General features: G+C 56.3%; 14 protein-coding genes. 2 read left to right on the top strand and 12 right to left on the bottom strand.

Annotated features, from left to right (window positions below):
• Positions 1–5: 5 nt before the first annotated feature.
• The gene (locus LH23_RS22765; RefSeq protein ID WP_039296141.1) at positions 6–4,973 is read right to left on the bottom strand and encodes an alpha-2-macroglobulin family protein; all 4,968 of its coding nucleotides are present in this window, start codon (positions 4,971–4,973) and stop codon (positions 6–8) included.
• 239 nt (positions 4,974–5,212) lie between these two features.
• Here LH23_RS22765 and sseA point away from each other — a divergent pair, with 239 nt between their 5' ends.
• Complete coding sequence (gene sseA / locus LH23_RS22770; protein ID WP_039296144.1) at positions 5,213–6,058, top strand: 3-mercaptopyruvate sulfurtransferase; 846 nt, start codon at positions 5,213–5,215, stop codon at positions 6,056–6,058.
• Positions 6,059–6,107: 49 nt separating this feature from the next.
• Here the strand turns inward: sseA and sseB are convergent, their stop codons facing one another.
• The 11 genes from sseB to trmJ all read right to left on the bottom strand — a co-directional run bounded on the left by sseB (position 6,108) and on the right by trmJ (position 15,074).
• A complete protein-coding gene (sseB, locus tag LH23_RS22775; RefSeq protein ID WP_039296146.1) occupies positions 6,108–6,884 on the bottom strand; it encodes an enhanced serine sensitivity protein SseB in 777 nt (258 codons plus the stop codon).
• Positions 6,885–7,172: 288 nt separating this feature from the next.
• A complete protein-coding gene (pepB, locus tag LH23_RS22780) occupies positions 7,173–8,459 on the bottom strand; it encodes an aminopeptidase PepB (protein ID WP_008459420.1) in 1,287 nt (428 codons plus the stop codon).
• 66 nt (positions 8,460–8,525) lie between these two features.
• Positions 8,526–8,726 (bottom strand): Fe-S cluster assembly protein IscX, encoded by a 201-nt coding sequence (gene iscX / locus LH23_RS22785; RefSeq protein WP_016537752.1) that lies wholly within the window; start codon positions 8,724–8,726, stop codon positions 8,526–8,528.
• Positions 8,727–8,737: 11 nt separating this feature from the next.
• Positions 8,738–9,073 (bottom strand): ISC system 2Fe-2S type ferredoxin, encoded by a 336-nt coding sequence (gene fdx, locus LH23_RS22790; protein ID WP_008459424.1) that lies wholly within the window; start codon positions 9,071–9,073, stop codon positions 8,738–8,740.
• A 1-nt stretch (position 9,074) separates the two neighbouring features.
• Entirely contained in the window at positions 9,075–10,925 is a 1,851-nt protein-coding gene (hscA, locus tag LH23_RS22795) for a Fe-S protein assembly chaperone HscA (protein WP_039296151.1), read from the bottom strand.
• Between the two features lie 35 nt (positions 10,926–10,960).
• Positions 10,961–11,476 carry a co-chaperone HscB gene (gene hscB / locus LH23_RS22800; RefSeq protein WP_039296154.1) on the bottom strand — a complete coding sequence of 172 codons (516 nt, stop codon included), beginning with the start codon at positions 11,474–11,476 and terminating at the stop codon, positions 10,961–10,963.
• Between the two features lie 84 nt (positions 11,477–11,560).
• Positions 11,561–11,884, bottom strand: coding sequence for an iron-sulfur cluster assembly protein IscA (iscA, locus tag LH23_RS22805; protein WP_039296157.1), 324 nt, complete (start codon positions 11,882–11,884; stop codon positions 11,561–11,563).
• 75 nt (positions 11,885–11,959) lie between these two features.
• A complete protein-coding gene (iscU, locus tag LH23_RS22810; protein ID WP_008459428.1) occupies positions 11,960–12,346 on the bottom strand; it encodes a Fe-S cluster assembly scaffold IscU in 387 nt (128 codons plus the stop codon).
• Positions 12,347–12,388: 42 nt separating this feature from the next.
• Positions 12,389–13,603 carry a cysteine desulfurase gene (gene iscS, locus LH23_RS22815; protein WP_039296161.1) on the bottom strand — a complete coding sequence of 405 codons (1,215 nt, stop codon included), beginning with the start codon at positions 13,601–13,603 and terminating at the stop codon, positions 12,389–12,391.
• 115 nt (positions 13,604–13,718) lie between these two features.
• On the bottom strand, positions 13,719–14,207 hold the full coding sequence (iscR, locus tag LH23_RS22820; protein WP_008459430.1) for a Fe-S cluster assembly transcriptional regulator IscR: 489 nt from the start codon (positions 14,205–14,207) through the stop codon (positions 13,719–13,721).
• Between the two features lie 129 nt (positions 14,208–14,336).
• Positions 14,337–15,074 (bottom strand): tRNA (cytosine(32)/uridine(32)-2'-O)-methyltransferase TrmJ, encoded by a 738-nt coding sequence (gene trmJ / locus LH23_RS22825; protein ID WP_039296164.1) that lies wholly within the window; start codon positions 15,072–15,074, stop codon positions 14,337–14,339.
• 119 nt (positions 15,075–15,193) lie between these two features.
• Between trmJ and suhB the strand changes: the two genes are divergently transcribed.
• Positions 15,194–15,997, top strand: coding sequence for an inositol-1-monophosphatase (suhB, locus tag LH23_RS22830; RefSeq protein WP_039296167.1), 804 nt, complete (start codon positions 15,194–15,196; stop codon positions 15,995–15,997).
• Positions 15,998–16,042 lie beyond the last annotated feature (45 nt).

Below are 16,042 nucleotides of genomic sequence, written 5' to 3' on the forward strand. Positions count from 1 at the left end.
TCTGCTTACGGCACAACGGTCAACGTGCCGGTACTGCTACCGGTTGCCCGCCACTGCGGAACGTACATGGATTCCACCTGCGGAACTGGCACAGTGTAGCTTCCCGGCGTGACGGCCCGGGCCAGGTAAATAAGAGTTGCATGCTGGCCCTCATTCAGCGGCAGCGCGGCCACAAAGCGGTCATCCCTGAACTCCATATGCTGGATATCCTGCTGCTGCATTTGGTTGAGCAGAGTCTGTATTTCACTCGCACTGTCCCCCAGGCTGGCGCTGCTGTTAGCCAGATTCTGGTTTTCCAGCTCCAGCCCGGCCGGCAGTAAATCGACAACCAGCGCATCCGGTACGTTCTTGTCTGCCCAAACATCCAGCCACACCATAACCAGCTCACCGCTTTTCAGTGAAGAAAGCGACCGGGTGTTGCCTTTCGCATCAAGGAAGTGACGTTCAATATGCAGCACATTGCTGAAGGCAGCCGGCGCCTGCTGCGGATACCCCGCGCTGTCGAGGCGTAAATAGAGGCTGGCCATCCCAGTGTTGGTCACCTGCAGACCAGAAAGCTGCTGCGCACTAAGATTACGCGTTACCGACTGGCTGGAAGCTAGTGGCTGCGCACCAAGCGAGGTCTGCGCCTGCCAGTCACCTTTCACGTTTTGCAGACCGTGACCGGCAATGAACAATGCATTGGTTTCCTGAGTGGATAACCAACGCTGACTCCAGGCCATGTCCGATAGCTCAAGCAACAACTGATTCTGGGTGTCAGGTAGCAGCTTGTTCTCTTCCAGCAGGCTGAGCATCATCGCTTTATCCCGCAGTTCGCTGCCGTAATCCGCCATCCAGATCTGTTTATCACTTCGCTGAGTTTTGAGCCCCAAAGCAATCGCCTGTTGGCTGCGAGGTTCATCCCCCATGAGATTCAGGGCAACCCCCAACTGCACGAGTGGCAGCCCGGCTCGAGCCTGCTCGTGACGTTGCCAAAGTTCGCGTAATGCCCCAAGCGGTGCTTTTTGCTGACGGGCCAGAACCAGCCCGGCATAAGCCTGAACGGCGAAGCGGCTGGCCGGAGCGTCATCACTGTAGCGTAAGGCAATCAAACCAGGATCCTGAAGGTAGCGCAACAGGCGCTGATTGGCGTTGTTAAGTGCATCCCCATTGACGCTGTAACCCTGTTCGCCAGCTCGCACCAGGAAGTCGGTCACGTAGGCCGTCAACCAGTATTCTTCCGGCCCTGCTTTATCCCATAGCCCGAAACCGCCATTATCGCTTTGCATTTCAAGCAGGCGGGCAATGCCAACATCAATGGCTGCCCGGCGCTGTTGGTCGGTAATACCTTTGATGCCCAGTGCATTCAGCTCAGTTTCGTTGGTGTAGAGCGACGGGAATAGCCCGCTGGTCGTTTGCTCAAGACAGCCATACGGATACGCTTTTAGCTCACGAATGTAACGCGCCAGGTTCAGTGGCGGACGGCCGCTCAACAATAGCTGACCTTCCAGGGTTGATTCAGCAATGCCGGACAGATGCTTAGGCGGAAGCGTCCATGTCTCGCCGGGTTTAACCACAGCACCGCTGTTCACCGTCTGCGCAGGGAATGCAGGCCGAACGCCGATTTTCCACTGTTTGATTGGATCAGCCAGCGTTTCACCTGGCAGAGCAAGTCCGTTAATCACGGCTTTGATTTCACCGTCACCGAAACCTTCCAGCGCACGTACGGGAATAAACAGCGTGCCGCGAGCACCTGGCGCCAGCTTCACATCCATCGTCGACGCGCCATTGAGCGCTAACAGCCCTTGAGCGCTAAGCGCCACGCTAAGCTGCTGAGGCCTGTCCGTCAGGTTAGTGAGATCCAATGCCAGGCGGCTGGTATCACCGCTCGCCATAAATCTCGGTGCGGCCAGTTCGCTCACTAACGGCGCGGCAACCGTGACTTTTTCTTCGCTATTACCAAAGCGATCGTCGGTCCAGGCCTGCGCCATAATCCGCAGCTCGCCGTTGAAATCACCAATTGGCAGCGTCACCGTTCCTTCGCCGTTTTCATCCAACGCAACAGGTTGGGCCTGCTGAGCGATGATAGTGACGTGATTCACCGGCTTTTTACCGCCACGGCTTAGCTCATCACCTTCATCGCCGTCACCGCCGAAGCGCAAAGCAGCTAGCCGCCCCTCGCCTTCAATCACCTGACCGTAAATGTCGTAGATGTCTGCACCATAACGCTTGCGCCCAAAGAAGGCGTCCCACGGATCCGGCGTTTTGTAATCGGTGATATTAAGTACGCCGCTGTCCACGGCGGACAGCAGCACGTTAATTTGCTTCGGTACTTCACCATTTTTCATGCTGGCCTTTACCTTAACCGTCAGGTTTTGGTTAGGGCGCATTTTGGCTGGATTTTGCAACGTCAGATCGAGACGGCGGCTCTCGTCTCCTAGTGGCAGATGAAGGATACCAACCGCGCGTTTAGGCGTGGCGGAACGCGCCTTGTCTCCAGGGCGAATAACCACGGTGCTTAAGTAAAGATCGTGCCGCTGCCAGCTCTTATCCACCGGAATGGCGAGATCCATGCCGTCTGCTGGAACATCTATTTCTTTCCACCACAGCGGCCCGTCACTGGATTCCACCAGCGCATAACCTTTACCTGCGGCAGGCGCGGCAATATGCAGATTGATGGTATCGCCAGCTTTGTAAGACGGTTTATCTATTTTTAGCGTCACTCTGTCCGGACGCACTGCACCGGTGCCATCGCTATTATCCTGCCAGCTGTAGCCGGCCCAGAAGCGCAGGCTGCTGACGAGGTTATTCTCTGGATCGCGAACTTCCAGACGGTACGAGCCCCACTCCACCGGGAAGGCCACTTTACCCGTTTCCCCGGCAGCCAACGTCAGCTTCTGCTCGGCTTCCACCAGATCTTTTTGATCGTACTGAGACCGCCAGCCTTCACTTTCTTCCCAGCTCCAGTAATAGTCCCGACGCTCGCGAATCAGGCGGACATCCAGGTCTTTCACCGCCAGTTTCTCGCCTTGTGCATCGGCATACACAATGTCGAAACCTGCGCTGCTGTCTTCATCGACAATCGGCTGAGTGCGGGTAGTGTCGGTCCGGTAGTCATAGACCTCTTTGCTGGCAAACTGAGGGCGGATCCCCGGCATAGCCTGAGCAGGCCAGATAGCCTGCTCCATGCGACGAGTCACCGGGCGACCGCCGGACTCCAGCAGGCTTGCCTGCAAAATAAGACGCAGCGGTGAATGCACATCTCCCCACTGGCTTTCGGCGCTGACGGTCGTATGCCCCTGCTCATCCAGCGTTAACTCAACGGCGTCCAGGCTACGGGAAAGGTTTTGCTCATTAATATCGCCAAACTGGAACCCAGGAAGCTTTGCAACGGCATCACGTAAAGGGCGCAGGAAGAGCTGCCCCTGAAGACTGTTACCCGCGGCTGGCGCACCGTAGAGATAGCGCCCGGCAACATCAAAATTGACGGTATCTTCAGGGGCTATCGGCGCAGTTTGCGCCGTGAGATTCAACGCCATACGCTCCGGCATGAAATCTTCAACTTTAAATGACCAGATACGCGGCTGGTTATCCCCGGTGTTGACCCGCATTTGCCAGTTACCGGTTGCCGCGCTTTCACTCAGAGGATATGTAAATTGATAAAGTCCGTTGGCAGACTGCCACACTTCGGTACGGGCAACCTGGCCGTCCGGTTTTACAACCTCAAGCTTCACCGGCTGAGGCGGGAGCTGTTTGCCGTCTCCGTCCCTGAGCAGGGCATTCACGATAACTGGCTCTCCCGGACGATAAAGATCCCGCGGGCCAAACATGAAGAACTGTTTGCTGTAACCTTGCTCTCCGGCAATATCAAACTCCGCCAGATCCAGCGCCGGGCGGCTGAGATCCAACAGCGTAGTTTGCTCACCATTACGCGCCAGCAGTAACGTGCCTTTGTTCAGCTTCTCAAGCGTGGCATGCCCGTCACCGTCGCTTTTCGTTTGCCCTACCGTTTGACCTTTTTCGTTCAGCAGCGCGATCTCTACGCCCGATTGCGCGGCACCGTTCTCCAGACTCTGGGTGAATACGTCCAACCTGTCGTGGTAGCGATGCACCGAAACGCCCACATCGCTCAGCGTGAACAAGGTTGCAGCGTTGCTGTAGGCGTAATGCCCGGCCTGGCTCATGATGGCTAGATAGACGCCGGGCTGCTGGAGAGGTTTGATATCACCGAGCGGCAGCATAAGCTTCTCGCGGGTGTTGCGTGCAGGGTTGAGGTCAAAACGCCCGGTGTAAACCAGGTCGGCCAACTTCAGCAGATTGTCAGATTCCCAGTTAGAGACCGAGTTACGGTACTGCCACTGGCTGACAAACGCGCTTAGGGAACTGTCTTTAATGCGGTAAAAGTTAACGTCAACGTTATCGACATTAAGCGCCATCACCGGCAGCCCTGCAATCACTTTGGTCGGCAGCAAGGAGCCCCGGCTGGCAAAGCCAACGCTCGGCTGAACATCACGCGTGGCAATTTGCTTTTCAAAGCTGTCGTCGAACGTCGCTTTATTGAGCGCGAGCAGCCCGCTGTCAACGGTCACAATCAACGTACGTTTAGGCTCCAGGTGGCGCAGACGAAGTTCTTTTAGATCGTTGGAAAGCTCCCAGGCGCCGTCCACTTTGCCGCTGGTTTTATCCACCAGATGGGCAACCTTATTGAAGTCCTGATTGGGGTCGAGCGGAATCGAGAAGGTCAGCACTAACGTACTGGCACCGTCTAACTGCACTTCAGAGGCATCCAGCAGCTTCAGCGGCTTGCCCGCAGACTGCTGTGCCAGTTTTTCCAGTTGAGCAGCATCTGGCTTAGTTTCAGCCTTACTGTTTTGTTCCACTGTGGCAGAGGCGGTGGGCTGCACGGCTTGCTGATTGTTTTTATCGTCACAGCCGGAAAGGGCCAGCAGGCCGCAAACCAGCACGGCGAGGCTCGTCAAACGTAGTGCATTCATTCTTTCATCCCTGGCCAATAAGGGCCGCTAAACATTACGTAGAGCAAGTATTATGCGGATTAGCCAGAAAAGCGAAAGTCGGAATACTCTGCCTTGCGCGATGCCTCGCAGGCGGCAGTAAATTTGCGGCAGTATTCATTAAGTTTTACGAAGTATCTCGCGGTGTCGGGCAAGGCCGCTTGCCGGGTAATAGAAAAACACCGACAATCCATTTTTCTTTGATGAACCGGAGGCTCATTGTGTCCACCTCTTTCTTCGTCGCGAGCGACTGGCTCGCAGAACATATTAACGATGACGATATCCAGATTTTAGATGCCCGTATGGCGCCACCAGGGCAAGAGCATCGTGACCTGCCGGGCGAATACCGTAGCGGGCACCTACCTGGCGCGGCCTATTTCGACATCGAAGCGCTCTCCGATCACACCAGCCCCCTGCCTCATATGATGCCGCGAGCTGAGGCGTTTGCCGTTGCTATGCGCGAGCTTGGCGTCAGCAGTGACAAGCATCTGGTGGTTTACGACGAAGGCAACCTGTTCTCCGCGCCTCGCGCCTGGTGGATGCTGCGCACCTTCGGCGTCGAGAGAGTGTCCATTCTGGCCGGTGGGCTGGCAGAGTGGCAGCGTGAGGCGTTGCCGCTGGAGCAAGGGGATGCGGAGCTGCCGGAAGGTGAGTTCGAGGTTAACTTTGACCCGCTGGTAATTAAGCGCCTGACGGACGTGCTGCTGGTCAGTCACGAAGGCACTGCGCAGATTGTGGACGCCCGCCCTGCTCCGCGTTTCAACGCGCTGGCCGATGAGCCGCGCCCGGGCCTGAAGCGTGGTCATATTCCAGGGGCGCTTAACGTGCCGTGGGTGGATCTGGTTGAAAATGGCCAACTGAAGACCACGGACAAACTGAGTGAGATCTTCGAACGCCAGGGCGTGAGCTTCGAGCGGCCCATTATTGCCAGCTGTGGCTCAGGCGTTACCGCCGCCGTTGTGGTTCTGGCGCTGACCACGCTGGGCGTGAACGGCGTGTCGCTTTACGATGGTTCGTGGAGTGAGTGGGGTGCTCGCCCAGATCTGCCCGTTGAGCCTGCGCAATAAATAAAAAAGGGAGGCATAGCGCCTCCCTTAGAATACGTATAGCCGGCCGTTAAATAATGCGGTTTTGCTTGAAGTCGCGCAGGAAGCTGCCCCAGCGGCGTTCGTAGAACGGCGTGATGTGGGCAATCATAAAGTGGCTGATGCCCTTCTCGCCTTCAACAACCTGGCAGATATCAACCGGCTCATCGCCCGGTAATGTATCGGTAGCCACGCTTCCAGCCTGGCGAATGATCGCCTCAATGTCACCGTCCGCCTCAATACCAATCAGCAGGTTTGGCTCTTCATCAGCCTGTTCTTTGATGGAGCAGATGAACGCACGCTTGACCGTTTTCAGGTTTTTAAACAACGTGGTCAGGGAGTCAACCATTTGCGCCGGCGGTTCGGCGACTTCGGAAAGCAGTAGTGAAGTCCCGCCCTCCAGTACTTCCTGCTGGCTCAGCGGATCGCTTTCCGCACTGACCAGATGGCTGATTTCGTTTGGCGTAAATTCTTTGCCTGTCGGCAGTTTGGCGTTGAGGAACAACGCTTCACCGAGCGTCATTTCAAATAAGGTACGCACGGGCATCACCACAAACGCCTGCTCGTGGCTGACCGCTTCCTGCAGAGCTTCCAGGGAGGTGAAGAAAGGGATCACCGAAGTGCCGTCTTCTTTTTCCCAGTGCTGCAGTTCAACCGCGCTATCGGCGTCAATCGCTTCACCTTCTGCCGCATTGCCCGGCACCCAAACGGTGGACTCCAGTAGGGTGCGGAAAAATGCCGGGCGGTGAGCCGGCTCGGTTGCCGCCTGCTCAAGCAGGGTTTCTAGTTCGTTTTTTGTTTCTGACATTGTGATTCCGGGATAAAGCTTAAGAGGTTTTACCCTCACCCTAACCCTCTCCCTGGAAGGGAGAGGGGACCGTTCTGAGTGCATCTCCCTTCCAGGGAGAGGGGACCGTTTTGAGCGCATCTCCCTTCCAGGGAGAGGGGACCGTTCTGATTGCATCCCCCTTCCAGGGAGAGGAGGAGCGTTCTGAGTCCATCTTCCTGAAAGGGAGAGAGACTGTCCGGTGTTATCTTCCCCCGAACTTTTTCTCCCTCTCCCCCATGGGGAGAGGGCCGGGGTGAGGGGCAAATATTACTTCGCTAACAGCAGATTGGCGATCGCACGCACGCCGAGACCAGTCGCACCAGCAGACCACTGCTCAACGGCACCTTTGCGGTAGGTCGCAGAACAGTCAACGTGCAGCCAGCCTTCGTGGTAGTTTTCCACAAAGTGAGACAGGAAACCTGCCGCCGTGCTCGCACCCGCAGGGTAAGAAGCGTTCGCGGTATTGTTCAGCTCGGCGAAGTTAGATGGCAGCTGGCTGCGGTGGAATTCAGCCAGCGGCAGGCGCCAGAACGGCTCGTTTTCTTCCGCCGCACTTGCCAGCAGGCGGGCAGCCAGCTTGTCATCAAAGCTGAACAGCGCATGGTAGTCATTACCCAGGGCCGTTTTTGCTGCCCCGGTCAGGGTCGCGCAGTCAATGATCAGCTCTGGTTTCTGTGCGGCGGCGTCAATCAGGCCATCGGCCAGCACCAGGCGACCTTCGGCATCGGTGTTCATCACTTCAACAGTTTTGCCGTTACGGTAGGTGATAATGTCACCCAGCTTCATGGCGTTGCCGCTGATCATGTTATCCGCGCAGCACAGGAACAGCTTAACGCGCTTGTTCAGGCCACGGGTAATGGCCAGAGCCAGTGCGCCAGTGATAGTCGCGGCCCCGCCCATGTCGGACTTCATGGAATCCATAAACGCGGTCTGTTTGATGCTGTAGCCGCCGGAGTCAAAGGTAATGCCTTTCCCGACCAGGCTTGCGTAAACCGGAGCATCCGGATTGCCAGTTGGGTTGTAGTCCAGCGCCAGCAGCACAGGGGCGCGGTCTGAGCCACGGCCAACGGTGTGGATACCGGCATAATTCTGCTCACGCAGGTCTTCGCCCTTGGTGATGCGGTAAGAAACGTGGTCGCAGGCGACATCGCACAGCAGGTCGACAGCGCGGGAAGCCAGCTGCTCCGGGCCAAGTTCTTCAGCCGGGGTGTTGATAGTATGGCGAACCCAATCGATAACTTTCAGGCGGTTATCCAGCTCTTTCTGCTCGGTTTCGCTCAGCACCGCCCAGTCGATTTTGCGGGTGCCTTTTGGGGCACGATAGCCCTGCCAGAACGCCCAGCTTTTCTCAACGTCCCAGCCTTCACCGGCCAGTTGGACGTGCTTCAGCCCCTGGCCGTCAATTTTGCGCGCCGCGCGCTGGATCAGACCGAGGTCGTCTTTGCCGGTCAGGTGTAGGGTAATGCCGTCATTATTGATGCTATACGTCGCCTTTTCGCCCCAGCGTGCGTCCGCTGGCTGCGTGGAAAGGGTGATTTTCATGGCTTCAGTCATTTTCCAATCCTTCATTATTCAGCACAGGCAAAATGCAAAAACGGGCCGCCCAAGGCAGCCCGTGTATCATTCAGCTTCATCTAACCAGACAAGTAAAATCGCTTCCAGTACTTTCTCGTTAGAAGCGTTCGGATCGTCATCAAACTCTTCCAGCTCGCAGATCCACTGGTGCATATCGGTGAAACGCACCGTCTTAGGATCGAGATCCGGGCGGCTGTCGTACAGCGCTTCGCCGATTTCACGGCTGTCGGTCCACTTCAGTCCCATGGCGGCTCCCGTTAGTGTTCGCGTGCGTGGTTGATAGTGTAACGCGGCATCTCAACCACCAGGTCTTCGTCGCTGACGCGAGCCTGGCAGCTCAGGCGGCTTTCCGGCTCCAGACCCCATGCTTTATCCAGCATATCGTCTTCGTCTTCGGTGCTTTCCGCGAGGGAATCAAAACCTTCACGCACTACGCAGTGGCAAGTGGTGCAGGCGCAGGACTTCTCACAGGCGTGTTCAATCTCAATACCGTTGCGCAGCGCAACGTCGAGAATAGTTTCACCTTGCTTCGCTTCCAGAACTGCGCCATCCGGACACAGGTCCTGATGAGGCAGAAAAACAATCTTTGGCATATTAAACCTCGTCCACGGAATGGCCGGTCAGCGCTTTACGGATCGACTGATCCATACGACGTGCAGCGAATTCCTGGGTTTGCTTGTCTACGTTTTTGATTTCATTTTGAATAGCGTCGGCATCTTCGCCTGCGGCGGCAGCGCTTAACGCGGCCATCGCGGCATCAATGTCGGCACGCTCTGCGGCGCTTAGCAGCGCGGCATCCGCCGTCAACGCGCTGGTCAAACTCTCCAGCACACGGGCAGCTTCGACTTTTTGCTCGGCCAGCATGCGTGCCTGCACGTCATGCTCGGCGTAACTCATGGAGTCCTGAATCATACTGGCAATTTCGCCATCGCTCAGGCCATAAGACGGTTTCACCTGGATTGAAGATTCAACCCCGGTGGATTTTTCCATCGCCGTCACGCTCAGCAGGCCATCGGCGTCTACCTGGAAGGTGACGCGAATGTGTGCTCCGCCCGCGGACATTGCCGGGATCCCGCGCAGCGTAAAGCGCGCCAGAGAACGGCAGTCCTGAACGAGTTCACGCTCGCCCTGCAGCACGTGGATAGCCATCGCTGTCTGGCCGTCTTTGAAGGTGGTGAATTCCTGCGCGCGGGCCACCGGAATAGTGGTGTTACGCGGGATAACCTTCTCGACCAGGCCGCCCATTGTTTCCAGACCAAGGGACAGTGGGATGACGTCCAGCAGCAGCATTTCGCTGTCCGGCTTATTGCCCACCAGAATGTCAGCCTGAATGGCCGCGCCGATGGCAACAACTTTATCCGGATCGATAGAGGTCAACGGCGTGCGGCCAAAGAATTCGCCTACGCGCTCGCGCACCAGCGGTACGCGGGTTGAGCCGCCGACCATCACCACTTCCAGCACGTCTTCTGCTTCCACGCCCGCGTCTTTTAACGCGCGACGGCAGGACAGCAGCGTCCGTTTAACCAGAGAAGAGATAAGCTCGTTGAATTGCTCACGGGTGACTTCGCCCTGCCAGCCTGCCACTTCTACACTGGCGGTGGCAGCATCGCTGAGCGCGATTTTGGCGGCGATGGCGGCGTCCAGAAGCTGGCGCTGCACGCGGTCGTCGCTACGGTCGGCAATCCCGGCCTGCTCTCGCAGCCAGTCGGCCAGCAGATGGTCGAAATCATCGCCGCCCAGCGCGGAATCACCGCCGGTGGCCAGCACTTCAAACACACCGCGGCTCAGGCGCAAGATGGAGATATCAAACGTCCCACCGCCCAAATCGTACACGGCAATTACGCCTTCTTTGCCGGAATCCAGGCCGTAGGCAATCGCTGCGGCAGTAGGTTCGTTCAGCAAACGAAGAACGTGCAGCCCGGCGAGGCGAGCTGCGTCTTTGGTGCCCTGACGCTGCGCATCGTCAAAATAGGCTGGCACCGTGATCACCACGCCATCCAGTTCCCCTTCCAGGGTTTCGCTGGCTCGCGCGGAGAGCGTTTTCAGGATGTCGGCGGAGATACGCACCGGGTTAAGCAAACCGGCAGGCGTGTCAATCATCGGCAGGCCGTTTTCACTGGCCTGCAGGCGATACGGGAGATGAGGATAACGGGTCTGGATGTCCGCCAGAGAGCGGCCCATCATGCGTTTTACTGAGCTAATGGTATTCGCGGGATCCTGCGCGGCAAGCGCACGAGCATCAAAACCAACGATATGCTCTTGCTGCCGATAATGCACCACTGAAGGCAGCAGGTGACGGCCTTCATGGTCGGCAAGGGTTTCGGCCTGGCCGCTGCGAACGGTAGCCACCAGTGAGTTGGTGGTACCAAGGTCGATGCCCGCGGCCAGCCTGCGCTGGTGCGGTGCAGCCATCATGCCAGGCTCACTAATTTGTAATAAGGCCATGTATCGCTTCCAAAAATCGGGCCTGAGTTCAGGCGTTAAAAGTCGAGCAGCTTTTCTTCTAGTTGTTCAATTTGGCTCTGTAATTTGTCGAGGAAACGCAGCTTGCGCACGGTGTCCGCCGCCTGTTCCCACTGCTGGTCATCCAGCTGCTGTACCATCTGCGCGCTGCGGTTTTTCACCATCGTTTTTACGCGCGAGGCAAAGCTTTCAAGCTTGTCGCTGTCTTTCGCCTGCTCGATATCGTCCAGCTCTTCGCGCAGCTCCAGCTGTTCCATCAGGAACGCGGTGTCGCGCACAGTGTGCTGTTCATTAGCAAGGTCGAAACCGTTCAGGGACAGGATATATTCGGCGCGGGCAAGCGGGTGACGCAGCGTCTGCCAGGCCTGGTTGATGGTGGCGGACTGGCTCACGGCCAGAAGCTGTTCTGCCTGAGGGCGACTGGCGTATTTGTCCGGATGGAACTGGCGCTGCAGCTCCTGGTAACGGCTGGCCAGTTGCTCGGTGTTCAGGGTGTAGCCTGGCGTCAGCCCAAACAGGGTAAAATAATCCATAACAGACTCGGGTTCAGGTCAGGTAAGTGCTGTGTGGTAAAGCAAAATCCCCACGGACCAGAGCCAGTGGGGAATTGCGCGGGATCAGACGTGGAAGCTTTCGCCGCAGCCACACTCATCCTTCACGTTCGGGTTAGTGAACTTAAACCCTTCGTTAAGGCCTTCTTTGACGAAGTCGAGCTCGGTCCCGTTTAAGAATTGCAGGCTTTTACCATCGACAACCACCTTCACGCCTTTGTCTTCGAACACGGTGTCATCCGCCATCGGTTCATCAACAAATTCGAGAACATAAGCCATCCCAGAGCAGCCTGATGTGCGCACGCCCAGACGCAGACCAAACCCTTTTCCGCGGTTGGTCAGGAAGGCACTTACACGGGCAGCGGCGCTGTCGCTAAGGGTAATCGACATACAACAACCTCAATCAGATATTTAACTCGTCATACTTCGAGCCGCTGCCGGGCAGCAAGCTCGAATTAGTTAGAGTTATTTTGTTTCACGTTTGCTTTTGTAATCCGCGATAGCCGCTTTAATAGCGTCTTCAGCCAGGATTGAGCAGTGAATTTTCACCGGCGGCAGTTCGAGTTCGTCTGCGATATCGGTGTTTTTGATCGCCTGCGCTTCGTCCAGGGACTTGCCCTTCACCCACTCGGTTACCAGCGAGCTGGAGGCAATCGCCGAGCCGCAGCCGTAGGTTTTGAAACGCGCGTCTTCAATGATACCGTCATTGTTGACTTTGATCTGCAACTTCATCACGTCGCCACAGGCCGGTGCACCCACCATGCCGGAACCTACGCTGTCGTCGCTGTTGTCGAAAGAGCCAACGTTGCGTGGGTTTTCGTAGTGATCAATTACTTTTTCGCTGTAAGCCATTTTTACTTCTCCAGAATCTGAAATCGACGTCCTGACGAACGATCAGTGATGAGCCCATTCGATGGAATTAAGATCCACGCCCTGTTTGAACATTTCCCACAGCGGAGAAAGGTCGCGCAGACGGCCAATGGATTTACGTACCAGCTCGATGGTGTAATCGATCTCTTCTTCAGTGGTAAAACGACCCAGAGAGAAACGGATAGAGCTGTGTGCCAGTTCATCGCTCATGCCCAGCGCGCGCAGCACGTAGGATGGCTCGAGGCTAGCGGAAGTACAGGCTGAGCCTGAAGAGACCGCGAGGTCTTTCAGCGCCATGATCAGCGACTCGCCTTCAACATAGTTAAAGCTGACGTTGAGGATGTTTGGCGCGCCGTGCTCCAGGTCACCGTTCAGGTAAACTTCTTCCATATCTTTCACGCCGTTCCATAGACGGTTACGCAGCGTGCGCAGACGGGCCATTTCGGTCTCCATCTCTTCTTTTGCGATACGGTAAGCTTCGCCCATGCCGACGATCTGGTGCACAGGCAGCGTACCGGAACGCATGCCGCGCTCGTGACCACCGCCGTGAACCTGCGCTTCGATACGGATACGCGGTTTGCGACGCACGTAAAGCGCACCGATACCTTTCGGCCCGTAAATTTTGTGGCCAGAGAAGGACATCAGGTCAACTTTCAGCTGGCTCAGGTCGATAGGCAGTTTGCCCACGCTCTGGGTAGCATCAACGTGGAAGATAATGCCACGGGAACGGCACATTTCGCCGATAGCCGCGATATCCTGCACCACGCCGATTTCGTTGTTCACGTGCATGATGGACACCAGAATAGTGTCTTCACGCATAGCGGCTTCCAGCTGCTTCAGGTCAACGATACCGTTGCTCTGTGGCGCCAGATAAGTCACTTCAAACCCTTCACGCTCCAGCTGGCGACAGGTGTCCAGCACGGCTTTGTGTTCGGTTTTGGCGGTGATGATGTGCTTGCCTTTCTTCTGGTAGAAGTTAGCCGCACCTTTGATGGCCAGGTTGTCTGACTCGGTCGCACCGGAGGTGAAGACGATTTCACGCGGGTCCGCGCCAACCAGTTCAGCGATTTGGTTACGGGCAATATCAACAGCTTCTTCAGCCTGCCAGCCAAAACGGTGGGAACGAGAGGCCGGGTTACCGAAGGTGCCGTCCATCGTTAAAAACTGCATCATCTTCTCAGCAACACGCGGATCTACCGGCGTGGTTGCGGAGTAGTCGAGGTAAATCGGTAATTTCATTGCTCTTAAGCTCCGTACATCACTTCAATGCGAAGAATCAGGCTTAAAATATGTTGCCGTTATAGACAGGGAGCACCGCTCCCCGAACCTGATTCTAAAATTCTTGTTCTTCTGCTTATGCGCGCAGTTTGACGTCAATAGCGTCCTGAGAACGGGTGCTACGATGATTTTCACTATGTTGACGGTCGGACACGTCCAGCACTTCCTGGTTGTTAACCAGTTCACCCAGGGTGATGTTGTTCAGGAAGCCGGTCAGGCGATCGCTCAGGTCGCGCCACAGCGCGTGAGTCAGGCACTTATCGCCGCCCTGGCAGCCGCCTTTACCCTGGCAACGGGTGGCGTCTACGGACTCATCAACGGCGCTGATCACTTCGCCCACGGCAATGCTGCTCGCGTCTTTACCTAACAGATAACCACCGCCAGGACCGCGTACGCTGGCCACCAGGCCATTTTTACGCAGGCGGGAGAACAGCTGCTCCAGGTAGGAGAGTGAAATCCCCTGACGTTCAGAAATATCAGCCAACGGAACCGGGCCCGATTCAGAGTTCAGCGCAACGTCAAGCATCGCGGTTACGGCATAGCGCCCTTTTGATGTCAGTCTCATGTCTTACTTAACCTCAAATAGCCCCTCGAGCCGGGGGTTTTTAAAAGTGTGATTGTCACATAGCAGGAGGCAAGTCTGACATTCCTGAGTAAAATGGTCAACTATTTAACCTACCATTTTACTCAAGTATTATTGGCCCGATTTTTTCGGGTTTTCCAGCGATGCCAGCATGCCGCGCAGGATGTTTAATTCCTGACTTTCCGGGCGTGCGCGAGTAAACAGACGGCGCAGGCGATTCATCACCTGACCCGGATGGGTTGGGCGAATAAAGCCGCTTTCCTGCAGCGCTTTTTCGAGGTGCACATAGAAGCGCTCTAAGTCATCGACCAGAGGGTAAGGCGCATCTTCCTCTTCTTTAGGTGCCTCCGGCTGCTCTTGCGTGGCGAGCCAGGCAATGCGCACTTCATAGGCGAGGATCTGCACCGCCATGGCGAGGTTAAGGGAGCTGTATTCCGGGTTAGCCTGGATAGCAACGTGATAATGGCACTTCTGCAGCTCTTCGTTGGTCAGGCCCACGCGTTCGCGACCAAACACAATCGCCACCGGCGCGTGCTGCGCTTCGCTAATGCTTTTTAGACCGCATTCACGCGGGTCAAGCATCGGCCACGGCAGAGTCCGGGAGCGCGCGCTGGTGCCGACCACCAGGCTGCATCCTGCCAGCGCTTCATCAAGCGTATCGACGATGTGGGCATCGCCGATAACATCGCTGGCACCCGCCGCCAGGGCGATGGCCTGGGAGTCCGGTTTGACCAGTGGATTGACCAGCCAAAGGTTAGTTAAGCCCATGGTTTTCATAGCACGAGCCACGGAGCCCATGTTGCCGGTATGCGAAGTTTCGACCAGCACGATTCGTACGTTTTGCAGCATTATCATTCATAGCCTGGGAAGAATATCGCAATATCTTATCATATCCCTGAGACATATTCCGAACGCTCTGCTATACTTCGCCGCGTTTTCCGTTCTTTAACATCCAGCGAGAGAGACCGATGCATCCGATGCTCAACATCGCCGTGCGTGCTGCACGCAAGGCGGGTAATTTAATTGCCAAGAATTACGAAACTCCAGACGCGGTAGAAGCTAGCCAGAAAGGCAGCAATGACTTCGTGACCAACGTCGATAAAGACGCCGAACGTCTGATTATCGAAGTGATTCGTAAATCTTACCCAAAACACACCATCATCACCGAAGAGTCCGGTGAACTGGCTGGGGAAGATCAGGATGTGCAATGGGTTATCGATCCGCTGGATGGCACCACCAACTTCATCAAACGTCTGCCGCATTTCTCCGTTTCTATCGCTGTTCGTATCAAAGGCCGCACCGAAGTCGCGGTAGTTTACGATCCAATGCGTAACGAACTGTTCAGCGCCGTTCGCGGCCAGGGCGCCCAGCTTAACGGCTACCGCCTGCGCGGCAGCAACGCTCGCGACCTGGACGGTACCGTTCTGGCGACCGGCTTCCCGTTCAAAGTGAAGCAGCACGCGACCCCTTATATCAACATCGTTGGCAAACTGTTCACCCAGTGTGCAGACTTCCGTCGCACCGGTTCCGCTGCGCTGGACCTGGCCTACGTTGCCGCTGGCCGCGTGGACGGTTTCTTCGAGATTGGCCTGAAGCCATGGGATTTCGCCGCAGGTGAACTGCTGGCGCGTGAATCCGGCAGCATCGTGTGTGATTTCACCGGCGGCCATAACTACCTGACGACCGGGAACATCGTCGCCGGTAACCCACGCGTTGTGAAAGCCATGCTGGCAACCATGCGTGATGAATTGAGCGAAGCGCTGAAGCGCTAAGCTTTTTTGCCTGACCTTCTTTAATAAAGAAGAGGCAAAAACAAA

It is taken from the genome of Cedecea neteri (genome assembly GCF_000758305.1).
Taxonomy (GTDB): domain Bacteria; phylum Pseudomonadota; class Gammaproteobacteria; order Enterobacterales; family Enterobacteriaceae; genus Cedecea; species Cedecea neteri_C.

Bases quoted from the DNA above. Each gene is read 5' to 3' on its own strand.
- LH23_RS22765 (WP_039296141.1), bottom strand. From the start codon at position 4,973: ATGAATGCACTACGTTTGACGAGCCTCGCCGTGCTGGTTTGCGGCCTG.
- hscB (WP_039296154.1), bottom strand. From the start codon at position 11,476: ATGGATTATTTTACCCTGTTTGGGCTGACGCCAGGCTACACCCTGAAC.
- iscU (WP_008459428.1), bottom strand. From the start codon at position 12,346: ATGGCTTACAGCGAAAAAGTAATTGATCACTACGAAAACCCACGCAAC.
- fdx (WP_008459424.1), bottom strand. From the start codon at position 9,073: ATGCCAAAGATTGTTTTTCTGCCTCATCAGGACCTGTGTCCGGATGGC.
- iscR (WP_008459430.1), bottom strand. From the start codon at position 14,207: ATGAGACTGACATCAAAAGGGCGCTATGCCGTAACCGCGATGCTTGAC.
- suhB (WP_039296167.1), top strand. From the start codon at position 15,194: ATGCATCCGATGCTCAACATCGCCGTGCGTGCTGCACGCAAGGCGGGT.
- iscS (WP_039296161.1), bottom strand. From the start codon at position 13,603: ATGAAATTACCGATTTACCTCGACTACTCCGCAACCACGCCGGTAGAT.
- iscA (WP_039296157.1), bottom strand. From the start codon at position 11,884: ATGTCGATTACCCTTAGCGACAGCGCCGCTGCCCGTGTAAGTGCCTTC.
- pepB (WP_008459420.1), bottom strand. From the start codon at position 8,459: ATGACTGAAGCCATGAAAATCACCCTTTCCACGCAGCCAGCGGACGCA.
- hscA (WP_039296151.1), bottom strand. From the start codon at position 10,925: ATGGCCTTATTACAAATTAGTGAGCCTGGCATGATGGCTGCACCGCAC.
- iscX (WP_016537752.1), bottom strand. From the start codon at position 8,726: ATGGGACTGAAGTGGACCGACAGCCGTGAAATCGGCGAAGCGCTGTAC.
- trmJ (WP_039296164.1), bottom strand. From the start codon at position 15,074: ATGCTGCAAAACGTACGAATCGTGCTGGTCGAAACTTCGCATACCGGC.
- sseB (WP_039296146.1), bottom strand. From the start codon at position 6,884: ATGTCAGAAACAAAAAACGAACTAGAAACCCTGCTTGAGCAGGCGGCA.